We start from the raw sequence: 26,363 nt of genomic DNA on the forward strand, positions 1-26,363 counted from the left end.
AGGTATCAGCTATCGAATCTGTGGATTATTTCAACTATATCTTATCTCTGGTGGTGTATATCGTAGTTAGAACACTGTAAAGGGAGCATATAGATGAGCATGTCCGACGATAGCCAGAATAACGTGTCCGCCGGGAAGTGTCCTTTCCATCAAGCAAACCCGGACCAGAGCGCAGGCGCTGGTATGAATAACCGCGATTGGTGGCCAAAGCAACTTCGCGTTGACCTCCTTAATCAACACTCCAACCGTTCGAACCCGCTGGGTGAAGACTTCGACTACCGTAAAGAATTTAGCAAACTCGACTACTCCGCCCTGAAAGGGGATCTCAAAGCGCTCCTGTCCGACTCTCAACCGTGGTGGCCTGCGGATTGGGGCACTTATGCCGGTCTCTTTATCCGTATGGCATGGCACGGTGCCGGGACTTACCGTTCTGTGGATGGTCGCGGCGGTGCCGGGCGCGGACAGCAGCGTTTTGCGCCTTTAAACTCCTGGCCGGATAACGTCAGCCTGGACAAAGCACGCCGCCTGCTGTGGCCTATCAAACAGAAATATGGCCAGAAAATCTCATGGGCCGACCTGTTTATTTTGGCGGGTAACGTCGCGCTGGAAAACTCAGGCTTCCGTACCTTTGGCTTTGGTGCCGGTCGTGAAGATGTGTGGGAACCGGATCTCGACGTCAACTGGGGTGATGAGAAAGCCTGGCTGACCCATCGCGACCCGGAAGCGTTGGCAAAACGTCCGTTAGCCGCCACCGAAATGGGGCTGATCTACGTTAACCCGGAAGGGCCTAACGCCAGCGGGGAACCTCTCTCTGCGGCATCCGCTATTCGCGCCACCTTCGGCAACATGGGGATGGACGACGAAGAAACCGTGGCGCTCATTGCGGGCGGACATACGCTGGGTAAAACTCACGGCGCAGCCTCAGCATCGCATGTGGGCGCGGACCCGGAAGCAGCACCTATTGAGCAACAAGGTTTAGGCTGGAAGAGCAGCCATGGCACGGGTGTCGGGGCGGATTCCATTACCTCCGGTCTGGAAGTGGTCTGGTCACAGACGCCAACCCAGTGGAGCAATTATTTCTTTGAAAACCTGTTCAAATACGAATGGGTGCAGACGCGCAGCCCGGCGGGCGCGATCCAGTTTGAAGCGGTCGACGCGCCTGAAATTATTCCGGATCCGTTTGATCCGTCGAAGAAACGCAAACCTACCATGCTGGTGACGGACCTGACGCTGCGTTTCGATCCGGAATTCGAGAAAATTTCCCGTCGTTTCCTGAACGATCCTCAGGCGTTTAACGAAGCTTTCGCACGTGCCTGGTACAAACTGACCCACAGAGATATGGGGCCAAAAGCGCGTTACATTGGACCGGAAGTGCCGAAAGAGGATTTGATCTGGCAAGATCCGCTGCCACAGCCGGTATTCAATCCGACTCAGGAAGACATTATTAACCTGAAGTCTGCGATTGCAGGTTCCGGGCTTTCCGTCAGCGAGCTGGTGTCGGTGGCATGGGCATCGGCATCGACCTTCCGTGGTGGTGATAAACGCGGTGGCGCCAACGGTGCGCGGCTGGCATTGGATCCACAGAGATACTGGGATGTTAACGCGACTGCCGCCCGCGTCCTGCCCGTACTGGAAGGCATTCAGAAATCTTCCGGTAAAGCCTCACTGGCCGATATTATCGTTCTGGCTGGCGTGGTGGGTGTAGAGCAGGCGGCAAGCGCGGCGGGCGTGAGCATTAGCGTGCCGTTTACACCGGGCCGTGTCGATGCGCGCCAGGATCAAACCGACGTTGAAATGTTTGAACTGCTTAAGCCTGTTGCAGATGGTTTCCGCAACTATCGCGGCGAGCCAGGCGAGGCGACAACGGAATCTCTGCTGATTGATAAAGCGCAGCAGCTGACGCTCACTGCGCCGGAGCTGACGGTGCTGGTGGGGGGGATGCGTGTTCTGGGTGCCAACTTTGATGGTAGCCAGCATGGCGTTTTCACCGAGCGTCCAGGCGTACTCAGCAATGATTTCTTTGTTAATTTGCTGGATATGCGCAACGAATGGAAAGCGACCGATGAGTCTGCGGAGCTGTTTGAAGGCCGCGATCGTCAAAACGGTGAAGTGAAATACACGGCGACTCGCGCTGACCTGGTGTTTGGTTCAAATGCCGTGCTGCGTGCGTTGGCGGAGGTTTACGCGTGCAGTGATGCCCACGAGAAGTTTGTGAAAGACTTTGTCGCGGCATGGGTGAAAGTGATGAACCTGGACCGTTTCGATCTGCTGTAATCACTGGTAGTGAAGTAACCGGATAACACTTCAGCGGCGGCGTGATTGTCGTCGCTGAAGTGTATTTGTCAGCGTATAGTATTTGCCGGGAACACCAATTTACTGGATTTATCATGTCAGCCTCAGGAAAGAGTCACTCACTGGCAATCAGTGGTCTTATTACCCTCACCCTTATCTGGAGCTATAGCTGGATCTTTATGAAGCAAGTCACGAGCTATATTGGCGCGTTCGACTTCACTTCACTGCGCTGTATCTTCGGAGCCTTAATCTTATTTATCGTACTGCTCTTACGCGGCCGTGGGCTGCGCCCGACGCCATTCAAATACACGCTGGCGATTGCGCTATTACAGACCTGCGGCATGATAGGACTGGCGCAATGGGCGCTGATGAGCGGCGGTGCGGGGAAGGTGGCTATTCTGACGTATACCATGCCGTTTTGGGTGGTGATTCTGGCGGCGCTGTTTCTGGGCGAACGATTACGGCGTTTGCAATACGCGGCGATTATGATTGCGGCAATTGGTTTACTGCTGGTGATGCAGCCGTGGCAACTGGATTATTCTTCGCTGAAGAGCGCGTTGCTGGCGATCCTTTCCGGGATAAGCTGGGGAGCGAGCGCTATTGTCGCCAAGCGGATGTATGCCCGCCATCCTCGTATCGATTTACTCGCGTTGACCGCATGGCAGATGCTGTATGCGGCGCTGATCATGAGCTTGGTGGCCTGGTGGGTTCCGCAGCCTGAAGTTGACTGGCAGTCCATCGTATTCTGGGCGCTGGGCTATAGCGCGATTCTGGCGACGGCGCTGGCCTGGAGTTTGTGGCTGTTTGTTCTGAGGAATCTGCCTGCCAGTATTGCCAGCTTAAGTACCCTGGCGGTTCCGGTTTGCGGCGTTCTGTTTTCCTGGTGGCTGCTCGGTGAGAATCCCGGCGTCGTGGAAGGCGGCGGCATTGTGCTGATCGTTCTGGCGCTGGCTATCGTCAGCTATAAAAAGCGTGAGGCGCAGGTACAAAAGGTTACGTCATCGTCGTGACGGCCATCTCTTCCTGGTAATTTGCAGTAAAAAGAACCTAAAAAAATGCCCGGACAATGCCTGACACCGTTCACTTAAGCCAATGAATGAGGGGAAACACCGGGATTTGGTTCCCGGAGGGACGCCAAACCCGGTGGTCGCCCCGGATATCTCGGTCTTAAACTAACGGTGTCAGGACAATGCCGGGAACCTCAGTCGGATTTTATTCCCATTCTTGCAGGAAACGCTGACCATACTGGTCGGCAACCAGCAGGGCGGCATAGACTTCATCCGGTGTCGCGCCGCCAGGCATGTTGTGAATCGTTTCGCCTTCTGCGCAAGAGGCTTCTGCAACCGTGCGCATTTTTGCCGGAATATCCTGTTTAATATCCAGTTGCGCCAGGGTGATAGGCAAACCGACGGAATGGCACAGCGCGGCAACGGTTTCGATCTCTTCGACCGGCGCATTTTCCAGAACCAGTTGTGTCAGCGTCCCGAAAGCGACTTTTTCACCGTGATAGTAGTGATGCGCGTCCGGAATCGCCGTCAGGCCGTTGTGTATGGCATGTGCTGCCGCCAGACCGCCGCTTTCAAAGCCCACGCCGCTCAGGTAGGTGTTGGCTTCAATGACGCGTTCCAGAGCCGGTGTCACCACATGCTGCTCAGCGGCCAGCATGGCTTTTTCACCTTCTTCGATCAGTGTGTTGTAGCACAGTTCGGCCAGCGCTAGCGCCGCCTGCGTGCATTTACCGCCTGCCATGGTGGTTGCGCCGCTACGTGAACAGGCACGGGCTTCAAACCAGGTCGCCAGCGCATCACCGATACCTGCAGCTAACAGTCGCGCAGGCGCGCCGGCAACGATTTTGGTATCAACAATGACCATATGCGGGTTTTGCGGCAACAACAGGTAACGGTCGAACTCACCCGCGTCAGTGTAGATAACGGAGAGCGCGCTGCACGGTGCGTCGGTTGAGGCAATGGTTGGCGCAATGGCTACCGGAATTCCCATAAAGTGGGCCAGCGCTTTTGCGGTGTCCAGCGTTTTACCGCCGCCGATACCCAGCACCGCGCCGCACTGCGCTTTTTCCGCCACGCCACGCAGGCGATCAATTTCATTTTGCGAACATTCGCCGCCAAATGACGCAATTTCCAGTACCAGTCCGGCATCTTTAAAGCTTTTTTCCAGGGCTGCCTGGGCAAAACCTAAGACAAATTTGTCGCCGACAACCAGCCAGCGTTCCGCCATCGGTTTGAGGTAGTCGCCAAGACGGGTGATGACATCAGCACCCTGGATGTATTTACCAGGTGATTGAATAATGCGATCCATACTCTATTTCCCTCACAGGTTGATATGACCAAATGCGTTTTTCCAGTCCTGCTCAAACTTCTCTATAGCCGACTCTACCGCAGGGGTATTCAGCATTTGTTGCGCTACATCTAATGGCAGGGTGATTGCTTCGCATCCTACCAGCATGCAATCCAGCGCCTGGCGCGGGGTTTTGAAGCTGGCGGCGAGCACCATGCTTTCTGGCGCGTGAAGTTCCAGCAAGGTTTGCAGTTCCTGTACCGTACGAATACCATCGCCACCTTGAGCATCAATGCGGTTCACATAGGGTGCGATATATTTCGCGCCAGCCAGCGCGGCAAGTAGCCCTTGCGCTGCGCTGTACACGGCGGTACCCAGCGTCGTGATGCCTTCTTTTTTCAGCTGTTTTATAGCGGCTAACCCTTCGGACGTGACCGGGATTTTCACCACGATCCCTGGAACCGCATCGCTCAGGCGTTTGGCCTCTTCCACCATGCCTTGCGCGTCGCGGCTCATTGTCTGGGCAAACAGCGTTCCTTCTTCACCAATGGCTTTTTGCAGCCGGGGCAGCACATCCCAGATAGACTCTTTGCTGGCTGCCACGATGCTGGGGTTCGTCGTCACCCCAGCGATCGGAAAGAGACGCGCCAGACGTTTAACTTCCGCCACGTTGGCGGTATCCAGATACAGTTCCATCATTTGTCCTTTTACAGTTCCAGTTCGTGTTGCTGCGGGCTGGCAATCGTCTCGGCAGAGGCTGCGTTAACCAGCGGGTGGCGGAATGATTGGGTATTGCCTCTCCCCATAACCGTTTTCTGGTTACAGGATAAAAGAGTTGTATCAGGCTACGCTATGTGACAAATCTGCCAAAAACTGGACAAATGTAATGTAAGTATCAAAATGCGATATGCTTCACAAGTCGCCATATTGCAGATGTCATTCTTGTTTTGATATTACAAAAATCCAGTAAATAACATTTTTATCCACTGTCTTCGTCACGTTGGATTACCTGTTGTTTGCTACAACAACATGATGGGCATGGGGGGAGTTGGTGCAGATCCTGAGAAAGACTCGTTAATCGTTTAGTGGAAGTGGATATCAGCCAGGCATTAGCCGCAGCATACCCACATCATTCTGGATTAACGTCCTTCTCGGTGAGTTGGCTGTGGTATTGCCGACGATACTCTGACGGTGAACGCTCCGTATTTTTACGAAACAGACGACAGAAATAGTTGCTGTCGACAAACCCGCAGGTGTGGGCCACTTCTTTGACTTTAAGATCGTAACCTTTGAGCAGTGTCTTCGCATGCTCCAGCCGTGTGTGGTTCAGGTATTCGTTAAAGCCAATAGCGCCGGTTTTTTGAAACAGGTGCGAGAGGTAGTTTGGCGAGATGTAGAAGGCCTGGGCGACTGATTCCCGGGTGAGCGGTGTGGCGTAGTGTTCATCAATATAATCGCGAATAGCTTCGAACAGCGCGTGGCTTCGTGATGCGGTTTGGATCTGACTGCCGAGCAGGTCGCGGCAATGGCTCAGCAGACTGGCCACGATCAGTCTGGCGGTCTGCTGTTCCTGCGGCTGCATTTGCATTTCATTCAGCGTTTGCAGCAAGAAAGAGCCAATGCGGGGGCCACGGCGCGCCACATTCTGTGTGGCCAGATTTTGGTAGTGTTTTCCGTCCCAGTGAACCACGCTAAAACCTAACTGCTGCTTGCCAAACAGAATACTGAGCGTGGTGACGGGCGCTCTCCATTGCGGAAAGTTCCAGCCGCCAGCCGGGACGTACAAAACGTCTCCTGGCGTCAGTGCAGCAGGAGTTCCAGAGATCCCTGCATCGGCGAACTCACCGTCCAGCACAATCTCCAGGCGCGGAAAATCAACCCGATAAGCAAGCTCAGGGATCGGACCGTTGGCCGTAGCGAAATAAATCTGACGTAGCGCCGTGGGACCATTAATGAGACGAGAAAGAAGGTGGCTGACGTCGTGATACATGATGTTCCCTTACCTGGCGCTGACAGGGCAACATTAACTGGCATCATAAAAAAAGGCCACTCTAAAAAGAGTGACCTTCAATCGAACGATGACGTCTGTTACTGATTTGCGACCTGATCCCCATACGGGAGGGTGTCGTAATCTATCAGCGCGTTTTTCTTGTAGGGATTACCAATCCAGCGCGTCACTTCTTTAAATTGCGGGCTGGTGATGGAACGCGTTGGGTCATAACCATCGTAGGTTAATCCTGCTAAGTCAGACCAGGTGTGAATAAACTCGGAGCTGCTGTACTTACGGTCGACATCCTGTGAGAGATCACGCGGATGCGCAGCCTGCCATTTTTCCGACGTCCACAACAGGAAGGGGACGGTATACATATGGCGCGTTGGATTTTCTTCGTTACGCCCCTGTGTTTTATGCGGCGGCGTGTCGTACACCTCTTCGCCGTGATCAGAGAAGTAGAGCAGGAAGCCGTTCGGATCGGTTGCTTTGTAGTCATTAATCAGACTGGCAATCACGTGATCGTTGTACAGATTGGCATTGTCGTAATCGTTATACGACTCCAGCTCATCGTCGCTCAGCCCGGCAGGGACGTGGTCGGTCTTACCATCAAACGTGCCCTGGTTTTCCGGGTAACGAAATTTGTACCTAATGTGCGTACCCAGCAGGTGAACGATAATGAATTTCTTCGGTGCCGGGTCGGCTAACACTTCTTTAAACGGTGTCAGCACGTTGGTGTCATATTCGCGTGCACTTTGAGTGCGTTGCTGGTTCATATAGAACTGCTTGTCGGTCTGTTTTGAGAACACGGTCAGCATGGTGTTACGGGCGGTCATTGTCTGTTGGTTGGTGATCCAGAAGGTCTTATAACCTGCCTGTTTCATCATGTTCATCAGTGACGGCTTCGACAGATACAGATCGGGCTCCTGTTCATTGGCGAAAGTCAGTGCCTGTTGCAGGATCTCAATCGTGTATGGCCGTGAGGTCACTACGTTAGTGAAGACGCTCAACTTAGGGTCTGAGTTGCGCAGGGCGTCCAGTTCCGGCGTGGTTTTACGCGGGTAGCCGTACAAACTCATGCGACCACGTTGGGTGGACTCGCCAATCACCAGGACAAGTGTGCGCGGAGCATCACCGGAATTGTCTTTAAAGTTCTCCAGCGGCGGCAGCGCGTGGTTCTGGCTCAACAGATTGTTTAGCGCGGTCAGCTGGCGCTGATACTCAGAATAGCCAATAACAAATTGCCACGGGGCCGCAGGTTCCATGCGCGAGTACAGGACATTTAGCGTCTTTTCATACGGTGCGCCGTTAACTGCTGACTTGACCACGAACGGGTTCAGAAAAAGGCCGTACAGCAGAGCAAAGGAGACGAACCAACGCCAGCGTCCCGGAATATAAATGGGGCGAAGACGTGTCCACAGCAGCACCGCTACAGCGGTATAGGCTATCGCAATGACAATGATTTTCAGACTGAAATACTGACCCAGAAACTCGCTGGCTTCGTTGGCATTGGTTTCAAACATCACGAACAGGACGCTTTGTGAAAACTCCTGACCGTAAATGACGTAATAACAGAGCGTTGCCAGTGATGCTGCCCACAGTACGATACCTACCACGGCGGCAATAACACGCGTCCGGCTGGGAAACAGCAAAATCGGGATCAGCCAGAGCGAACTGTACAGCAACGAGTCACGTAGCCCGTTTGTGCCGCTGAACCCGGTAATGCAGATAATCGCTTGCAGTAACGTTGAGAAAAAACAGAAATAGAGAAGTGCCCAGCCCAGAGCTTTCCAGCTGAATGCTGGCTTAGGCTGGAAATTTAAGGATTGCATAGAGTAAGCCTGTCTTTAATAGTGGCGCCAAACGTAGCACCCAAACCTTAAGAAAATCTGAACCATCAAGATGAATAATAAATATCCACTCAGTGAATGAAATGCAGACAGAATAGAATGAATCTATGGAGACTATAACATCAGTTTGAAATGCCCGCCCTGGACTATGTCACAGGGCGGTTTACTGGGGGGAATTAACCGGTATTACGCATGCCGGCAGCCACGCCAGCGATGGTGACCATCAGCGCTTGTTCAACGCGTGGATCAGGTTCTTTGCCTTGTTCTTCCGCCAGGCGCGAACGGTGTAACAACTCTGCCTGCAGGACGTTCAGCGGGTCAGTGTAGACGTTTCTTAACTGGATAGACTCGGCAATCCACGGCAGATCAGCCATTAAATGGGCGTCGTTGGCGATCGCCAGCACCACCTTGATGTCTTCCTCCTGCAGATGGCGCAACTCTGCACCCAGCGGCCACAGCTCTTTTTTGACCAGACGCTGGTCGTAGTATTCTGCCAGCCACAGGTCCGCTTTTGAGAACACCATTTCCAGCATCGCAAGACGTGTGGAGAAGAACGGCCAGTCACGACACATGGTTTCCAGTTCGCTCTGCTTGCCATCTTCGACCACTTTTTGCAGTGCGGTACCAGCACCTAACCAGGCCGGGAGCATCAGGCGGTTTTGCGTCCAGGCAAAGATCCACGGGATGGCGCGCAGTGATTCAACGCCCCCGGTGGGTCGACGTTTTGCCGGACGCGAGCCAAGCGGCAACTTAGCCAGTTCCTGTTCTGGCGTTGCCGAGCGGAAATACGGCACAAAGTCTTTGTTTTCACGTACGTAGCCGCGATACATATCGCAAGAGATGACAGACAGCTCATCCATAATATGACGCCAGTCTTCTTTCGGCTCTGGCGGCGGCAACAGGTTAGCCTCCAGAATCGCGCTGGTGTACAACGACAGGCTGCTAATGGTCACTTCCGGCAGACCGTATTTGAAGCGGATCATCTCGCCTTGTTCGGTGACGCGCAGTCCGCCTTTCAGACTGCCTGGCGGTTGGGAGAGGAGTGCGGCATGAGCCGGGGCACCGCCGCGACCAATGGAGCCACCGCGCCCGTGGAACAGTGTCAGTTCAATGCCTGCTTTTTCACAGGTTTTGATCAGAGCGTCCTGCGCCTGATACTGCGCCCAGGATGCGGCCATCACACCGGCATCTTTCGCGGAGTCAGAGTAGCCGATCATGACCATCTGCTTGCCCTGGATAAGCCCGCGATACCAGTCGATATTCAACAGCTGCGTCATCACGCTATCGGCATTGTTCAGGTCATCCAGCGTTTCGAACAGTGGCGCGACAGGCATGGCAAAGCCAATACCGGCTTCTTTCAACAGCAGATGAACGGCCAGTACGTCAGACGGTGTTTTTGCCATCGATATGACGTAAGCGGCAATAGAACCGAGAGGCGCTTCGGCGATGACCTGACAGGTATCAAGCACTTCGCGGGTTTCATTGCTGGGTTCCCAGTTACGTGGCAGCAGCGGACGTTTGGAATTCAGTTCGCGGATCAGGAAGGCCTGCTTGTCGGCTTCTGACCAGTTTTCATAATCGCCAAGACCGAGGTAACGGGTCAGTTCGCCCAGCGCTTCAGTATGACGGGTGCTCTCCTGACGGATATCAATGCGGACCAGCGGTACGCCAAAGCATTTTACGCGGCGAAGGGTGTCGAGCAGTTCGCCGTTGGCGATGATGCCCATGCCACATGCCTGAAGTGACTGATAACAGGCGTACAGAGGCTCCCATAGCTGTTCGTTTTGGGTCAGTAGACCTGCCGGTTTCGGCAGCTTCTCACCTTTCAGACGTGCTTCCAGCCAGGCCTGAGTTGCCATCAGGCGCGCGCGCAGGTTTTTCATCAGATAGCGGTAAGGCTCCGATGCACCTTCTTCGCCGACCATCGCTAACAGTTCCGGCGTGGCATCGACCATGGACAGTTCGGAAATTAAAAATTGAATGTCTTTCAGGAAGAGGTCGGTGGCTTTCCAGCGGCTTAGCAGCATCACATGGCGGGTAATATCTGCCGTTACGTTCGGGTTGCCGTCACGGTCACCGCCCATCCAGGAGGTAAAACGGACGGGAACGAAATCAACGGGCAGCGTGTAACCCAGATTCTCTTCGAGCTGTTCGTTCAGCTCACGCAGGTAGTTAGGTACCCCCTGCCACAGACTGTTTTCTACAACGGCAAAGCCCCATTTGGCTTCATCCACCGGGCTTGGGCGTAGCTTGCGGATCTCATCGGTATGCCAGGACTGGGCGATCAACTGACGCAAACGGCGCATCAGTTGATGACGTTCGTAATCGACGATGTCTTTGTTATCAAGCTGCTTCAGGCAGGTGTTAACTTCACCCATTTTATGGATCAGCGTGCGGCGAGTGATCTCTGTCGGGTGGGCGGTGAGCACCAGTTCCAGGGACAAGGACTCCACGGCCTTTCTGATGGTGGCATCGTCGAGATCGGGTTGGTTTTTTAGTTTACGCAGGGTGCGGGCGATCACTTCCGGGTTGCTGGCAGCTTCGCCATGCGGCGAAATACTGTGGTATTGCTCAGCGGTATTGGCCAGATTCAGAAATTGACTGAACGCACGGGCAACCGGCAAAAGCTCGTCGTTAGACAGATTCTGTAACGTAGTGAGCAATTCCTGGCGGTCGGCTTCATTGCCAGCGCGAGAAGATTTCGACAGCTTACGGATTGTTTCTACGCGATCAAGAATGCTCTCTCCCAACGCATCTTTGATGGTTTCTCCCAGCACTTTGCCGAGCATACTGACATTACTACGCAACGCGGAATATTGTTCGTTCATATGACCCCAGACACCCCATCTTTAATTTGATTGCCCTGTATCTTTCACGCCGCAGCGGTGTTGGCTGCGCTCGCCCATCGGGGTCACTGGCTTATGTCAGTTCCCTGAGATGTGCTGGTGCGCGGCCTTGCTGCAATATGGAATCTTTCGGACATTGTTCTTTGTCGTCTTTTATAAAGCCACGTAAAAGACGTGACGTCAATTGCTGCGAAATCGGTTCAGCAAACGAATAAATGGCGGCAATTTACGTTATTTAATTCAGCAAGAATCAGATAAGTATTGCTTATGAAAATGTAAAAATATCGCCTCGCGTATTCCCTTCGGATGGGCGAGGCGAGGGATCGTTAGTGCCAGCAGAAGTGATGTATCACTTGAGTGATTAATTCACGAGTTGGCTTAATGAAGCGTGTTTCCAGATATTCATCCGGCTGATGGGCCTGGTTAATGGAACCCGGTCCAAGCACCAGCGTTGGGCATAGCGTCTGGATAAACGGCGCTTCGGTGCAGTAGTTCACCACGTCTGTTTTCGTCCCCAGCAGCTTTTCGACCACTTCAACCAGTTGATGGTTGGGCGGACACTCATAGCCTGGGATGGGCGGGTGCAATTCTGACACCGTCAGGCGACCCGGCCAGCGTTCGCTCACTGGCGCCAGAGCATCATTGAGCAGGCCGTTAAGATCATTCAGCGTCATGCCTGGCAGCGGGCGGATATCCATATGCAGTTCGCAACAGGCGCAAATGCGGTTCGCCGCATCACCGCCATGAATATGACCCAGATTTAACGTCGGGTACGGGACGGTAAACGCTTCGTAGTGATAACGTTCTTTCAGGTCGTCGCGCAGTTGCATGATGTGGCCAATAGCGTCATGCATCAGTTCAATCGCATTAACGCCACGCGCCGGATCGCTGGAGTGTCCCGACTGACCCAGAATACGTATCGCGTTTGAAATATGGCCTTTGTGGGCGCGTATCGGTTGCAGCGATGTCGGTTCGCCAATAATCGCGCAGTCCGGGCGCAGAGAGGAGGTCTCCGCAAAATAGCGCGCGCCCGCCATGCTGGTTTCTTCATCGGCGGTCGCCAGAATGTAGAGCGGTTTCTTCAGCTTTGTCACATCCACGTCGCGCAGGGCATCGAGAATAAACGCGAAGAAACCTTTCATGTCAGCCGTGCCCAGACCGTAGAGCTTATTGTCGTGTTCGGTCAGCGTGAAAGGGTCGCGCGTCCAGCGTCCATCATCAAACGGTACTGTGTCGGTATGCCCGGCCAGCAACAGACCACCCGCACCTTGTCCAATACTTGCGAGCATATTGAATTTATGACGGGTTCCGGGGACGGGCTGAACGTCAACCTGAAAGCCCAAATCCTTAAACCATTCAGCCAGCAGAGTGATTAAAGACGCATTGCTTTGATCCAGTGCTTCTTCGGTTGCGCTAATCGATGGTGTGGCAATCAGAGCGCGGTAAATCTCGATAAATGGCGGTAAATCGTTTTTCATTGTTGACACACCTTAGGTCATGATAGTATCAATATTCATGCAGTATTTGTGAATAAAAATACAATAACGTTAAGCGTAATAAAACCCACCAAGTGTAAGGTGAGGTGAAAAACCTTAACCCGGTGAGGAAGATTCCCGTCTTCCCGATCACATAGACGTAAGAAGGTGAACAGCCCCGATGTTGAATACGCTGATTGTGGGTGCCAGTGGTTACGCTGGCGCAGAGCTTGTGACCTATGTAAATCGCCATCCTGATATGACCATAACCGCTTTGACCGTCTCAGCGCAAAGCAATGATGCAGGAAAATTAATCTCTGATTTACATCCGCAGTTAAAGGGCATTGTCGATTTGGCGTTGCAGCCGATGTCTGATATTAGCGAGTTTAGCGCAGGGGTGGATGTGGTGTTCCTCGCCACTGCCCATGAGGTGAGCCACGATCTCGCGCCGCAATTTCTGGCGGCAGGCTGTGTGGTGTTCGACCTCTCCGGTGCGTTCCGCGTTAATGATGGCGCCTTCTACGAGACATATTATGGTTTTACGCATCAGCACCCTGAACTGCTGGAGCAGGCGGTGTACGGTCTGGCTGAGTGGAACGCCGATAAACTGAAAGAGGCAAACCTGATTGCCGTACCGGGGTGTTATCCCACGGCAGCGCAGCTTTCGCTGAAACCACTGATTGATGCCGATCTGCTGGAACTCTCCCAGTGGCCGGTGATCAACGCCACCAGTGGCGTGAGCGGAGCCGGGCGCAAGGCTGCAATCTCGAATAGCTTCTGCGAAGTGAGCCTGCAACCGTACGGCGTGTTTACTCACCGCCATCAGCCGGAAATCGCAACGCATCTGGGGGCAGACGTGATCTTCACGCCGCATCTGGGTAACTTCCCACGGGGCATTCTGGAAACCATTACCTGCCGCCTGAAACCGGGTGTCACGCAGGCTCAGGTAGGGAAGGTATTGCAGCAGGCGTATGGCGATAAACCGCTGGTACGTCTGTATGACAAAGGCGTTCCGGCGCTGAAAAACGTGGTTGGGTTACCGTTCTGCGATATCGGATTCGCAGTACAGGGCGAGCACCTGATTGTTGTGGCAACCGAAGACAACTTATTGAAAGGCGCAGCGGCGCAGGCCATGCAGTGCGCTAACATTCGTTTTGGCTTTGCCGAAACGCAGTCTCTTATTTAAGGGTGCAATGATGAATCCATTGATTATCAAGCTGGGCGGCGTATTACTTGATAGCGAAGAGGCGCTGGAGCGTCTGTTTACCGCGCTGGTGAACTATCGTGAGTCGCATCAGCGTCCGCTGGTCATTGTGCATGGCGGCGGCTGTGTGGTGGATGAGCTGATGAAAGGGCTCAACCTGCCGGTGAAAAAGAAAAACGGCCTGCGTGTGACGCCTGCCGACCAGATCGACATCATTACCGGTGCGCTGGCGGGGACGGCAAACAAAACCCTGCTGGCGTGGGCGAAGAAACATCATATTGCCTCTGTGGGTCTTTATCTTGGCGACGGTGACAGCGTAAAAGTGACTCAGCTCGACGAAGCGTTAGGCCATGTTGGACTGGCGCAGCCGGGTTCGCCTGTGCTGATTAACACCCTGCTGGAAAGTGGTTTTCTGCCGGTGGTTAGCTCAATCGGTGTGACCGAAGAAGGCGAGTTGATGAACGTCAACGCCGATCAGGCGGCGACAGCGCTGGCGGCAACGCTCGGTGCGGATCTCATTCTGCTCTCCGATGTGAGCGGAATTCTCGACGGGAAAGGCCAGCGTATTGCCGAGATGACCGCCGACAAAGCGGAACAACTGATTGAACAGGGCATCATTACTGATGGCATGATTGTGAAGGTAAATGCGGCTCTGGATGCGGCGCGTACGCTGGGCCGTCCGGTGGATATCGCCTCCTGGCGTCATGCGGAACAACTCCCGGCGCTGTTTAATGGTACGCCTATCGGTACGCGTATTCTGGCGTAAGATTCTGTGCCGGATGGCGCTTCGCTTATCCGGCCTACGTGGGCTTGTAGGCCCGGTAAGCGCAGTGCCACCGGGCAAAAATTTGATTATTAAGGAAATTTGTTATGGCACTTTGGGGTGGGCGTTTTACACAGGCAGCGGATCAACGGTTCAAACAGTTCAACGACTCTTTGCGCTTCGACTATCGCCTGGCGGAGCAGGATATCGTCGGCTCTGTGGCCTGGTCCAAAGCGCTGGTAACCGTTGGCGTGTTGACCGCAGACGAGCAGTTGCAGCTTGAAGAAGCACTGAACAATTTGCTGGAAGAGGTACGTCTTGACCCGCAGCAGATCCTGCAAAGCGATGCCGAAGATATTCATAGCTGGGTCGAAGGTAAGCTTATCGACAAGGTCGGCCAGTTAGGCAAAAAGCTGCATACCGGACGTAGCCGCAACGATCAGGTCGCGACCGATCTGAAGCTGTGGTGCAAAGATACCGTCGCGGAGCTGCTGAACGCTACCCGTCAACTGCAAAGTGCGCTGGTGGAAACCGCGCAAAATAACCAGGACGCGGTGATGCCGGGTTATACCCATCTTCAACGCGCGCAGCCAGTCACGTTTGCCCACTGGTGCCTGGCTTACGTTGAAATGCTGGCCCGCGATGAGAGCCGCTTGCAGGATGCGCTTAAGCGTCTGGACGTCAGCCCATTAGGTTGCGGCGCGCTGGCGGGTACTGCTTATGAGATTGACCGTGAACAGCTGGCCGGTTGGCTGGGCTTTGCATCGGCAACCCGTAATAGCCTGGACAGCGTTTCCGATCGTGACCATGTCCTTGAACTGCTGTCCGACGCATCTATCGGGATGGTCCACCTGTCACGCTTCGCAGAAGATCTGATTTTCTTTAATACCGGCGAAGCGGGCTTTGTTGAGCTTTCCGATCGCGTGACTTCCGGCTCTTCTCTGATGCCGCAGAAGAAAAACCCGGATGCGCTGGAACTGATCCGCGGCAAATGTGGCCGTGTGCAGGGCGCACTGACCGGCATGATGATGACGCTGAAAGGTCTGCCACTGGCGTATAACAAAGATATGCAGGAAGACAAAGAGGGGCTGTTCGACGCGCTCGACACCTGGCTGGATTGTCTGCATATGGCGGCGCTGGTGCTGGATGGCATTCAGGTGAAGCGTCCTCGCTGCCAGGAAGCAGCGCAGCAGGGTTATGCCAACGCGACGGAACTGGCGGATTATCTGGTCGCCAAAGGCGTACCGTTCCGTGAAGCGCATCATATTGTGGGCGAAACGGTGGTCGAAGCGATTCGTCAGGGTAAGCCGCTGGAAGCGTTGTCGCTGAATGATTTGCAGAAGTTCAGTGCGGTGATTGGCGATGATGTCTATCCGATCCTGTCGCTGCAATCCTGTCTGGATAAACGGGCGGCAAAAGGAGGCGTTTCGCCGCAGCAGGTTGCTCAGGCGATCGACTACGCGAAAGCGCGCCTGAGTTAACGATTTCTACTCACACTCTCCGGAATACGGGAGAGTGTGAGTTTTCTGTCATATCTGAAATCTCTGCCATTCACGATACTCCTCAATCTTAACCATCCACCATCAGATTAGATAATTAAATCATTATTTGGCATGTCATCACCCTTTCTTTATTACTTCATCTGCTAATGGTTTTTCATCTCTTTTATTGCCGTATGAATTATCAAACTTAAAGTGTTTTAATAAAGGGAGTTATGAATTTTATTGTTGCGGCAGTATTAAGTGGTGTCTATTGGTGATGGCTTGTTGGTAATAACGAAAACCTGTAACGTGTTATTTTAATGATTACTTAGAATAGGGTTAGAGATTCACTTACTATTATTTCTATTATCGGATAGGTCATTTTTTATGTGATCAGTCTTCTGTTTTCAATTTTTTAATCTTGTATGGTAGTAGGTTAAAAGCATAGCATTTTAAGTGCTTATTTACATTTCAGGAAATAAACAATGAAAATTGTAGGCGCTGAAGTTTTTATGACTTGTCCGGGGCGTAATTTTATCACGCTCAATATGACGACTGATGATGGAGGCGTTGGGCCAGGTCTCTCATTTGGCGAAAAGAGAGCAGCAAAACCCCCGCATAAGCCCACATGTTTACCGGTAGCACGTCTGGAAGACGGTACGCTATGGAATGGGTAATTCTTTAAAACACAACGAATAACAACCTCCTCATCCTCACTATTGTTATTGGTTCAGTGTGTAAATCATATTCAAAATAGTAATTGCATTTATTAATCCGCCCGGAGGAACTAAAAATGGATGTTGAAGTATCAGTTGATGCAATTAAAAATAAACCAAAACGAATTAACAATATCCAGACGGTAACATTAGTTTTATTATTCATGGCTGGAATAGTTAATTTCTTAGATCGCTCTTCTCTGAGCGTAGCAGGTGAAGCTATTCGTGGTGAGTTGGGATTATCGGCTACAGAATTTGGTGTGCTACTTTCTGCATTTTCACTTTCTTATGGGTTTTCACAGCTTCCCTCGGGCATTTTGCTCGATCGCTTTGGTCCAAGAATTGTATTGGGTGCTGGCTTAATTTTCTGGTCGTTAATGCAAGTATTAACCGGCATGGTTAACTCATTTAGCCATTTTATCATCATGCGTATTGGTCTTGGCATCGGTGAAGCCCCTTTTATGCCTGCGGGTGTGAAATCCATTACGGACTGGTATGCGCAAAAAGAGCGAGGGACTGCGCTAGGAATTTTTAACTCCTCCACGGTTATCGGCCAGGCTATTGCACCTCCTGCACTGGTTCTTATGCAAATTGCATGGGGGTGGAGAACCATGTTCGTCATTATTGGTGTCGCGGGGATTTTGGTTGGCCTCTGCTGGTATGCCTGGTATCGCAATCGTGCGCAGTTCGTTTTGATGGATGTTGAGCGGGCCTGGCTGTCTGTACCTGCTAAGCCTCGACCTAAACTGCATTTTAGAGAATGGCTGGCGCTTTTCAGGCACCGTACCACCTGGGGGATGATTCTTGGATTCTCAGGCGTCAACTATACAGGCTGGCTCTATATTGCCTGGTTGCCGGGGTATTTACAGGCAGAGCAAGGATTTAGTTTAGCGAAGACGGGCTGGGTGGCAGCCATCCCTTTTCTTGCTGCTGCGGTGGGAATGTGGGTAAACGGGATTGCCGTAGACCGATTAGCTAAACATGGATATGACCTTACGAAAACGCGTAAAACGGCAATTGTTGTAGGTCTGATAATGTCAGCGCTGGGGACTCTGCTGGTTGTTCAATCTTCTACGCCTGCGCAGGCTGTCGCCTTTATTTCAATGGCGCTATTCTGCGTACATTTTGCTGGCACGTCGGCCTGGGGACTGGTTCAGGTTATGGTGTCTGAAACAAAAGTGGCCTCGGTGGCTGCGATTCAAAATTTTGGTAGCTTCATTTTTGCCTCTTTTGCTCCCGTCGTTACGGGGTGGGTGGTGGATACGACCCATTCCTTTAATCTTGCACTGGTGATCGCGGCCTGCGTTACGTTTACCGGGGCGGTTTGCTATTTCTTCATTGTGAAGGATCGCATTGAGTGAAGATCGCTATTTAATGCTTCTCAGGCCCCCTTTATCGGGGGCTTTCCTGCTTACAGCAGGTCGTAATTGACGGCAGTGGTAATGTTTATGCAAAAAAAAAGCGGACCACGGGGTCCGCAAAAGTTCACGTTGGCTTTCGTTATGTCGAGTATGAGAGAAACTCTCTGAACGGGCAGTGGCTTCAAGGGGTTAAAGAGGTACCGCTCCGTTTCTGTGATGTATTATTAGTCAGAAAGCTTGATAGGGATAATCGTTCGTTGCTATGCTACCTATCGCCATGAACTATCGTGGCGACGGAGGATGAATAATGAATATTCGTGATCTTGAATACCTGGTGGCATTAGCCGAACATCGTCACTTCCGGCGGGCGGCGGATTCCTGTCACGTTAGCCAACCGACGCTGAGCGGGCAGATCCGCAAGCTGGAAGATGAGCTGGGCGTGATGCTACTGGAGCGTACGAGTCGTAAAGTTCTGTTCACTCAGGCAGGTTTGCTGCTGGTGGATCAGGCGCGTACCGTACTGCGTGAGGTCAAAGTGCTCAAGGAAATGGCAAGCCAGCAAGGCGAGACAATGTCTGGGCCGCTACATATTGGTTTGATCCCAACGGTTGGCCCTTATTTGCTGCCGCATATTATTCCCATGCTGCATCAGACCTTCCCGAAGTTAGAAATGTATTTGCATGAGGCGCAGACGCATCAGTTGTTAGCGCAACTGGATAGCGGCAAACTCGACTGCGTTATTCTGGCGTTGGTGAAGGAGAGCGAGGCGTTTATCGAAGTCCCGCTGTTTGATGAACCGATGATGCTGGCGATCTATGAAGATCACCCGTGGGCGAACCGCGATCGCGTGCCGATGTCCGATCTGGCGGGTGAAAAGCTGCTGATGCTGGAAGATGGCCACTGTCTGCGCGACCAGGCGATGGGCTTCTGTTTTGAAGCCGGTGCGGATGAAGATACCCATTTCCGGGCGACCAGTCTGGAAACATTACGCAATATGGTAGCGGCAGGAAGCGGGATTACCCTGTTGCCTGCGCTGGCGGTTCCGCGGGAACGTAAGCGTGATGGCGTGGTTTATCTGCCTTGTATTAAGCCTGAACCGCGTCGTACGGTTGGGTTGGTTTATCGTCCAGGATCACCGCTGCGCAGCCGTTATGAGCAGTTGGCGGAGGCCATCCGTGGTTCGATGGATGGCCATTTTGACAACGCGTTAAAACAGGCGGTTTAAACCATTTAACGCCGCTACCCGGTAGGCTTCCGCCATGGTCGGGTAGTTAAAGGTGGTGTTAACGAAGTACTCGATCGTGTTACCACCACCTTTTTGTTCCATGATCGCCTGGCCAATGTGAATAATTTCTGCCGCACGCTCGCCAAAGCAATGGATTCCCAGAATTTCTTTGGTTTCACGATGGAACAGGATTTTCAGCGTTCCGACATTCATCCCAACGATTTGCGCCCGCGCCAGATGTTTAAACTGGGCACGTCCTACTTCATATGGCACTTTCATCGCTGTCAGCTGCTGTTCGGTTTTACCGACAGAGCTGATTTCCGGAATGGTGTAAATCCCGGTGGGGATATCTTCGATAAGATGGGCGGTGGCTTCACCTTTGACCAGCGCGTGTGCTGCGATACGTCCCTGATCGTAAGCTGCAGAGGCAAGACTCGGGTAACCTATCACATCGCCCACGGCATACACGTGCGGTAAAGCCGTTTGGTACATGCTGTTGACTTTCAACTGACCGCGGCTGTCCGTTTCCAGACCAATATTTTCCAGCGCCAGCGAGTCCGTGTTACCGGTGCGACCGTTGGCGTACAGCAGGCAATCCGCTTTTAGTTTTTTGCCGGATTTCAGGTGCATGATCACGCCATCGTCACACCCTTCGATTTTCTCGTACTCTTCATTGTGGCGAATGACGACGCCGCTGTTCCAGAAGTGGTAAGAGAGGGAGTCGGACATTTCCTGATCGAGGAATGCCAGCAGACGATCGCGGGTATTGATCAGGTCGACTTTGACATCCATTCCCCGGAATATTGAGGCGTATTCACAGCCAATGACCCCCGCGCCATAGATCAGCACGTGGCGCGGTTCATGTTGCAGGCTGAGAATGGAATCGCTGTCATACACTCGGGGGTGCGAGAAATCGACATCGCCAGGGTGATACGGACGAGAACCGCAAGCGATGACAAATTTCTCGGCCGTCAACGTTTCTACCGTACCGTCACGGCATTCCAGTGCAAGCGTGTGTTCGTCAACAAAATGGGCGTTACCTTGCAAAATTTCGCAGTGATTACGCTCATAAAAACCCTGCCGCATGCGAGTTTGCTGATTTATTACGTTATCGGCATGGTTGAGAATATCGGCAAAGGAAGAACGAAGCAGTCGGGAATGGTCGCTGTAAAGAGGGTTCTGATTGAATTCGATGATACGGCTGACGGCGTGACGGAGCGCTTTTGACGGGATGGTGCCCCAGTGGGTACAACCGCCGCCAACGTTATGATAGCGCTCAATGACGGCGACGCGCGCTCCAAGCTTAACCAGACCCATTGCAGCGCCTTCGCCGCCGGGGCCTGAACCTATTACTATTGCATCGTAATCGTAGGAATGTGGCATGGTAAGGCTTACCTGTTCTTATACATAAAAGCAACAGGATAGTAACATTATTGCCGGGATAACCCAATTATCGTTGTGCTTTTTTGCGAAGTCGAAGCACAAACTGCGCGTAAACAATCATTCACAATCCGGCGTAAACCCGTTACTTTTAATCTCTGGTATAGTGCCAGACAAGGCATACGGAAGGATTCAGACATCGTGATGGGCGTTAGAGCGCAACAAAAAGAAAAAACCCGGCGTTCGCTGGTAGAAGCCGCATTCAGTCAACTGAGTGCTGAGCGAAGTTTCGCCAGTCTGAGCCTGCGTGAAGTTGCGCGGGAAGCGGGCATTGCGCCAACCTCGTTTTACCGCCATTTCCGTGATGTGGATGAGCTTGGTCTGACGATGGTCGATGAAAGCGGTTTAATGCTACGCCAGCTGATGCGCCAGGCGCGTCAGCGTATTGCCAAAGGCGGGAGTGTGATCCGCACCTCGGTCTCCACATTTATGGAGTTCATCGGCAACAATCCAAACGCCTTCCGTTTATTATTGCGTGAACGTTCGGGTACCTCTGCCGCATTTCGTGCGGCCGTTGCGCGTGAAATTCAACATTTCATCGCGGAACTTGCGGACTATCTTGAACTCGAAAACCATATGCCGCGTGCGTTCACTGAAGCTCAGGCCGAAGCCATGGTGACGATTGTCTTCAGTGCGGGCGCGGAGGCATTGGATGTCGGCGCAGAACAGCGTCGGCAATTAGAAGAGCGACTGGTATTGCAACTGCGCATGATTGCGAAAGGGGCATATTACTGGTATCGCCGTGAACAAGAGAAAATGTCACATCACTCCGAGTAACGTGAAGGATGAGCAATGAAACAGTCAGGTCAAGATAAAGGTACGTTATTGCTGGCGCTGGTCGCTGGCTTGTCAATCAATGGTACATTTGCGGCGCTGTTTAGCTCCATTGTGCCATTTTCTGTCTTCCCGTTAATTGCGCTGATACTGGCGGTGTATTGCCTGCATCAACGCTATCAAAATCGCACGATGCCCGTGGGGCTGCCAGGTCTTGCTGCCGCCTGCTTTATTCTGGGTGTGCTGCTTTACAGTACCGTAGTGCGTGCGGAATATCCGGATATCGGCTCCAACTTCTTCCCGGCGGTACTGTCGGTGGCTCTGGTGTTCTGGATTGGCTTTAAGGTTCGCAATCGTAAGCAGGAATTGGCAGAGTAATGCAGTAGGCCTGATGGCGCTACGCTTATCAGGCCTACAACGGCAACACGTTTTACTTCGCTGTCAGCAAGACCCCGCACTCCATATGGTGCGTATACGGGAACTGATCGAACAACGCCAGGCGTGACACATTGTGCGTCTGGCTTAATGTTTCCAGGTTCTTGCAGAGCGTCTCCGGGTTACAGGAGATGTAGAGGATACGCGGATACGCCTGCACCATTCTTTCGGTTTCACTGTCCAGACCGCTGCGTGGCGGATCGACAAAAATGGTTTCGCACTGATAACTCTTCAGGTCAATGCCCTGCAGACGGTTAAATTCGCGCACGCCGTTCATCGCCTGGGTAAACTCTTCCGCAGCCATACGAATAATTTGCACGTTATCAATGTGATTCGCAGCAATATTGTACTGTGCTGCCGCCACTGACGGTTTGGCGATTTCCGTTGCCAGTACGCGATCAAAATTTCGCGCTAGCGCTAACGAAAAGTTACCGTTACCGCAGTACAGCTCAAGCAGGTCGCCGGTCGAACCTTTGGTGGCATCCAGCGCCCATTCCAGCATGTGAATGTTCATTGCTGCGTTGGGTTGGGTAAAGCTGTTCTCAACCTGGCGGTAGATCATCTCTTTCCCGGCAACCGGTAGACGTTCGTCAATGAAATCCTGGTCCAGCTCAATTTTGGTTTTCGTCGCCCGACCAATCAGATGCACATTCAGATTTTTTGCGCGTAACGCATCCCGTAAGGCTTCGGCTTCTTTACGCCAGGCATCATCCAGTTTTTTATGGTACAGCAGCGTTACCACCGCCTGATTGCTCATCGTCGTGAGGTAATCAATCTGGAACAGCTTGTGGCGTAGGGTGTGATTGTCACGAACGCCTTCAATCATGGCGGTCATCAGTTGGTTGATCAGCTCGCTGGCGGCCGGGAAGCTATCGACGCGAATGCGGTTTTTGGTCTGCTGATCAAACATGATGTGGTAAAGGTCATCACCATCGTGCCATAAACGAAATTCGGCACGCATACGGTAGTGACTGACCGGCGAGCGAAACACTTCCGGCATTAGATCAGAAAACGGCGCCATCATACTCTGCAAACGGACGACTTTCTCGGCAAGCTGCGCGTCATACTGTTCTGTCGGAAGGTGTTCGGGGGTCATGATGCATCCTGAATAATAAAAGTACGCGGGGATTGTAGGGATTGCTCATCAGATGTCCAGTCATTGATGATTACGGATTTGTGATATCTAGCCTGGACAATAGGTTATAGCAGAATGTAGCATCCGTGCTCCGGTCCTGTGAGTTAAAAGGGAACCCAGTGTAAATCTGGGGCTGACGCGCAGCGGTAAGGAATGATGAGATGGATGCGTAAGCAGACACTGCCGTCAGGTGGGAAGTCTTCATCTCTTTTTATCTTGTACATGGATAATCTTCCAAGCCCGAAGACCTGCCGGCTAACGTCGCATCTGGTTTTCATCATCGCGTACTATCGATGGGGCCTGCGGCATCCTTCTTATATTGTGGATGCTTTACAATGATAAAAAAAACCTCGCTGTTGACGGCGCTCTCCGTCACAGCATTTTCCGGGTGGGCGCAGGATGTTAACCCGGACACCATGGTCGTTACTGCAAACCGTTTTCAACAACCTCTCAGTGCCGTGCTTGCTCCTGTGACTGTGGTCACGCGTCAGGATATTGATCGCTGGCAATCGACTTCCGTGAACGATGTACTACGTCGTCTGCCTGGGGTAGATATTTCTCAAAGCGGCGGATCCGGACAGCTCTCTTCCATTTTTGTTCGCGGGACGAATTCCAGCCATGTGCTGGTGTTGGTTGACGGTGTCCGTCTGAATTTGGCGGGGGTCAGTGGTTCTGCGGATCTCAGTCAGTTCCCGGTGGCTCTTGTTCAGCGTATTGAATACATCCGAGGCCCGCGTTCAGCTATTTATGGTTCGGATGCAATTGGCGGCGTGGTAAACATCATTACAACGCGCGAGAAATCGGGCACAGAGTTGTCTGCCGGATGGGGAACGAACAGTTATCAGAACTATAATATTTCAACGCAGCAACAGCTTGGTGAAAACACACGCGTCACGCTGATGGGGGATTACGCTTATACGCGTGGTTTTGATGTTGTCGCTTACGGTGGTACAGGCGTCCAGCCGCAATCCGATCGGGATGGCTTCCAGAGCAAGACGCTTTATGGTGCGCTGGAGCATAATTTTTCCGAGACATGGAGCGGGTTTGTGCGTGGCTATGGCTATGATAACCGTACTAATTATGACTCTTACTACTGGCCAGGCACACCGCTGATCGACACTCGTCAACTCTATAGCCAGAGCTGGGATGCCGGATTGCGCTTCAACGGCGAGAGCATTCAATCTCAACTGGTTTCCAGTTATAGCCATAGCAAGGACTATAACTACGACCCTGAATATGGTCGTTATGATGATTCCGCGACGCTGGATGATATGAAGCAATATAATGTCCAGTGGTCAAACAGTGTCGTCGTTGGTCACGGTAATGTGGGGACAGGTATCGACTGGCAGAAACAAACCACGACGCCCGGAACGGGTTATGTGGCTGAAGGCAATGAACAGCGCAACACGGGTCTCTACCTGACAGGGCTGCAGCAACTCGGTGACTTCACCTTTGAAGGTGCAGTGCGCAGTGATGATAATTCCCAGTTTGGCCGTCATAGCACCTGGCAAACCAGCGCCGGATGGGAATTTATTGAAGGCTATCGTTTTATTGCTTCCTACGGCACCTCTTACAAAGCCCCGAATCTGGGCCAACTGTATGGCTTCTACGGCAATTCAGATCTGAATCCTGAAGAAAGTAAGCAGTGGGAAGGTGCGTTTGAAGGGTTAACGGCAGGCGTTAGCTGGCGTATTTCAGGTTATCGTAACGATATCGATGACATGATCGATTATGACGATCATGCCCAGAAATATTACAACGAGGGGGAGGTCCGTATTAAAGGGGTTGAGGCAACCGCAAACTTTGATACGGGACCGTTGGCGCATACGCTCAGCTACGATTATGTTGATGCCCGTAATGCCATTACCGACCAACCGCTGCCTCGTCGCTCAAAACAACTGGTCAAATACCAACTTGACTGGCAGGTGCATGATTTTGACTGGGGCCTGACGTACCAGTATTTAGGTACCCGTTACGATACTGACTTTGTCACTTATGAGAATGTCAAAATGGGCGGTGTGAGTTTGTGGGATCTTGCTGTTTCATATCCACTCACCTCACAACTGACAGTTCGTGGTAAAATAGCTAACCTGTTCGACAAAGATTACGAGACGGTTTATGGCTACCCAACTGCAGGACGGGAATACACCTTGTCTGGCAGCTACACCTTCTGATCCACGTCCCACCGTGCTGGTGTTTGATTCCGGCGTTGGTGGGCTGTCAGTTTATGATGAGATTCGGCATCTCCTGCCGGATCTCCACTATATATACGCATTCGATAACGTTGCTTTTCCCTATGGGGAAAAAAGCGAAGAGTTTATCGTTGAGCGCGTTGTTGAAATTGTCACTGCAGTTCAGCAGCGTTACCCTCTCGCGCTGGCCGTCATTGCCTGCAACACGGCCAGTACGGTTTCACTGCCAGCATTACGTGAAAAGTTTGCTTTCCCGGTTGTAGGGGTCGTTCCTGCTATTAAACCGGCAGCGAGACTGACGGCGAATGGTGTGGTGGGGCTACTGGCGACGCGAGGGACGGTTAAACGCCCTTATACCCATGAGCTGATTGCGCGCTTTGCTAATGAATGTCAGATCTCCTTGTTGGGCTCTGCAGAGTTGGTAGAACTGGCTGAAGCCAAGTTACACGGCGCTCCTGTTCCCCTGGAAGAGTTGCGACGCATTCTGCGTCCCTGGCTTCGCATGCAAGAGCCGCCGGATACGGTGGTATTGGGATGCACGCATTTCCCTCTATTACAGGAAGAATTATTACAGGTGCTTCCTGAAGGGACTCGGCTGGTCGATTCCGGTGCTGCAATTGCGCGTCGTACTGCCTGGCTGTTAGAACATGAAGCGCCAGATGCAAAATCAACGGATGCGAATGTTGCGTTTTGCATGGCGGCAACGCCGGAGACTGAACAGTTATTACCCGTTTTACAGCGCTATGGCTTCAAAACGCTCGAAAAACTGGCTGTTTAAATGTGTTTTGCTTAAAAAGAAAACACTTGGAAAATTATTTTAAATTTCCGCTTGTCAGCCTGAAATAACTCCCTATAATGCGCCTCCACTGACACGGAACAACGGCACGCA

19 protein-coding genes, 1 pseudogene and 1 riboswitch are annotated in these 26,363 nt (G+C 52.4%); of the genes and pseudogenes, 12 read left to right on the forward strand and 8 right to left on the reverse strand.

Annotation, left to right across the window (positions count from 1 at the left end; translation table 11 throughout):
• The first annotated feature begins 93 nt into the window (after window positions 1-93).
• Both katG and AC07UY_RS17850 read left to right on the forward strand, forming a co-directional pair.
• Window positions 94-2,274 (forward strand): catalase/peroxidase HPI, encoded by a 2,181-nt coding sequence (katG, locus tag AC07UY_RS17845; RefSeq protein ID WP_203359366.1) that lies wholly within the window; start codon window positions 94-96, stop codon window positions 2,272-2,274.
• Between the two features lie 113 nt (window positions 2,275-2,387).
• Complete coding sequence (locus AC07UY_RS17850) at window positions 2,388-3,302, forward strand: DMT family transporter (RefSeq protein ID WP_494701652.1); 915 nt, start codon at window positions 2,388-2,390, stop codon at window positions 3,300-3,302.
• Window positions 3,303-3,504: 202 nt separating this feature from the next.
• Here the strand turns inward: AC07UY_RS17850 and gldA are convergent, their stop codons facing one another.
• From gldA to argE, 6 genes are all read right to left on the reverse strand, one after another.
• Complete coding sequence (gldA, locus tag AC07UY_RS17855) at window positions 3,505-4,608, reverse strand: bifunctional L-1,2-propanediol dehydrogenase/glycerol dehydrogenase (protein ID WP_494660757.1); 1,104 nt, start codon at window positions 4,606-4,608, stop codon at window positions 3,505-3,507.
• Window positions 4,609-4,620: 12 nt separating this feature from the next.
• The gene (gene fsa, locus AC07UY_RS17860; RefSeq protein WP_203361344.1) at window positions 4,621-5,283 is read right to left on the reverse strand and encodes a fructose-6-phosphate aldolase; all 663 of its coding nucleotides are present in this window, start codon (window positions 5,281-5,283) and stop codon (window positions 4,621-4,623) included.
• A 433-nt stretch (window positions 5,284-5,716) separates the two neighbouring features.
• Complete coding sequence (locus AC07UY_RS17865; protein ID WP_494660756.1) at window positions 5,717-6,577, reverse strand: helix-turn-helix transcriptional regulator; 861 nt, start codon at window positions 6,575-6,577, stop codon at window positions 5,717-5,719.
• 98 nt (window positions 6,578-6,675) lie between these two features.
• Window positions 6,676-8,409, reverse strand: coding sequence for a phosphoethanolamine transferase CptA (locus tag AC07UY_RS17870; RefSeq protein WP_494660755.1), 1,734 nt, complete (start codon window positions 8,407-8,409; stop codon window positions 6,676-6,678).
• 194 nt (window positions 8,410-8,603) lie between these two features.
• Window positions 8,604-11,255: a phosphoenolpyruvate carboxylase gene (ppc, locus tag AC07UY_RS17875; RefSeq protein WP_494660754.1), complete on the reverse strand. Its 2,652-nt coding sequence runs from the start codon at window positions 11,253-11,255 to the stop codon at window positions 8,604-8,606.
• Window positions 11,256-11,599: 344 nt separating this feature from the next.
• Complete coding sequence (gene argE, locus AC07UY_RS17880) at window positions 11,600-12,751, reverse strand: acetylornithine deacetylase (protein WP_203359360.1); 1,152 nt, start codon at window positions 12,749-12,751, stop codon at window positions 11,600-11,602.
• A gap of 178 nt (window positions 12,752-12,929) precedes the next feature.
• On the opposite strand from argE, the gene argC reads away from it, so the two are divergent.
• The 6 genes and pseudogenes from argC to oxyR all read left to right on the forward strand — a co-directional run bounded on the left by argC (window position 12,930) and on the right by oxyR (window position 19,498).
• Window positions 12,930-13,934: an N-acetyl-gamma-glutamyl-phosphate reductase gene (argC, locus tag AC07UY_RS17885; protein WP_494660752.1), complete on the forward strand. Its 1,005-nt coding sequence runs from the start codon at window positions 12,930-12,932 to the stop codon at window positions 13,932-13,934.
• 7 nt (window positions 13,935-13,941) lie between these two features.
• Window positions 13,942-14,718: an acetylglutamate kinase gene (argB, locus tag AC07UY_RS17890; RefSeq protein WP_494660751.1), complete on the forward strand. Its 777-nt coding sequence runs from the start codon at window positions 13,942-13,944 to the stop codon at window positions 14,716-14,718.
• A gap of 104 nt (window positions 14,719-14,822) precedes the next feature.
• Window positions 14,823-16,196 carry an argininosuccinate lyase gene (gene argH / locus AC07UY_RS17895; RefSeq protein WP_494660750.1) on the forward strand — a complete coding sequence of 458 codons (1,374 nt, stop codon included), beginning with the start codon at window positions 14,823-14,825 and terminating at the stop codon, window positions 16,194-16,196.
• 485 nt (window positions 16,197-16,681) lie between these two features.
• Window positions 16,682-16,777: pseudogene (locus tag AC07UY_RS17900) on the forward strand (starvation-sensing protein rspA); the annotation flags it as partial.
• A gap of 212 nt (window positions 16,778-16,989) precedes the next feature.
• On the forward strand, window positions 16,990-18,273 hold the full coding sequence (locus AC07UY_RS17905) for an MFS transporter (protein ID WP_494660749.1): 1,284 nt from the start codon (window positions 16,990-16,992) through the stop codon (window positions 18,271-18,273).
• Between the two features lie 307 nt (window positions 18,274-18,580).
• Complete coding sequence (gene oxyR, locus AC07UY_RS17910; RefSeq protein ID WP_192613843.1) at window positions 18,581-19,498, forward strand: DNA-binding transcriptional regulator OxyR; 918 nt, start codon at window positions 18,581-18,583, stop codon at window positions 19,496-19,498.
• Here oxyR and sthA read toward each other — a convergent pair.
• Window positions 19,481-20,881, reverse strand: a complete 1,401-nt coding sequence (sthA, locus tag AC07UY_RS17915; protein WP_203359354.1) for a Si-specific NAD(P)(+) transhydrogenase — start codon at window positions 20,879-20,881, stop codon at window positions 19,481-19,483. The two genes, oxyR and sthA, sit on opposite strands and share 18 nt — an antisense overlap.
• 198 nt (window positions 20,882-21,079) lie before the next feature.
• Between sthA and fabR the strand changes: the two genes are divergently transcribed.
• Together fabR and AC07UY_RS17925 are read left to right on the forward strand one after the other, a co-directional pair.
• Window positions 21,080-21,715 (forward strand): HTH-type transcriptional repressor FabR, encoded by a 636-nt coding sequence (fabR, locus tag AC07UY_RS17920; protein WP_162380271.1) that lies wholly within the window; start codon window positions 21,080-21,082, stop codon window positions 21,713-21,715.
• Window positions 21,716-21,730: 15 nt separating this feature from the next.
• Window positions 21,731-22,090, forward strand: a complete 360-nt coding sequence (locus AC07UY_RS17925) for a YijD family membrane protein (protein WP_203359353.1) — start codon at window positions 21,731-21,733, stop codon at window positions 22,088-22,090.
• Between the two features lie 52 nt (window positions 22,091-22,142).
• Here the strand turns inward: AC07UY_RS17925 and trmA are convergent, their stop codons facing one another.
• Entirely contained in the window at window positions 22,143-23,243 is a 1,101-nt protein-coding gene (gene trmA, locus AC07UY_RS17930) for a tRNA (uridine(54)-C5)-methyltransferase TrmA (RefSeq protein WP_494701651.1), read from the reverse strand.
• Between the two features lie 114 nt (window positions 23,244-23,357).
• Window positions 23,358-23,552, forward strand: a riboswitch (cobalamin riboswitch).
• 65 nt (window positions 23,553-23,617) lie between these two features.
• On the opposite strand from trmA, the gene btuB reads away from it, so the two are divergent.
• On the forward strand, window positions 23,618-25,456 hold the full coding sequence (gene btuB / locus AC07UY_RS17935; RefSeq protein ID WP_494701650.1) for a TonB-dependent vitamin B12 receptor BtuB: 1,839 nt from the start codon (window positions 23,618-23,620) through the stop codon (window positions 25,454-25,456).
• Entirely contained in the window at window positions 25,401-26,252 is an 852-nt protein-coding gene (gene murI, locus AC07UY_RS17940; RefSeq protein WP_192613839.1) for a glutamate racemase, read from the forward strand. The genes btuB and murI overlap by 56 nt, the downstream gene beginning before the upstream one ends.
• Window positions 26,253-26,363 lie beyond the last annotated feature (111 nt).

Source organism: Citrobacter sp. GW821-FHT02E08 (assembly GCF_059421685.1).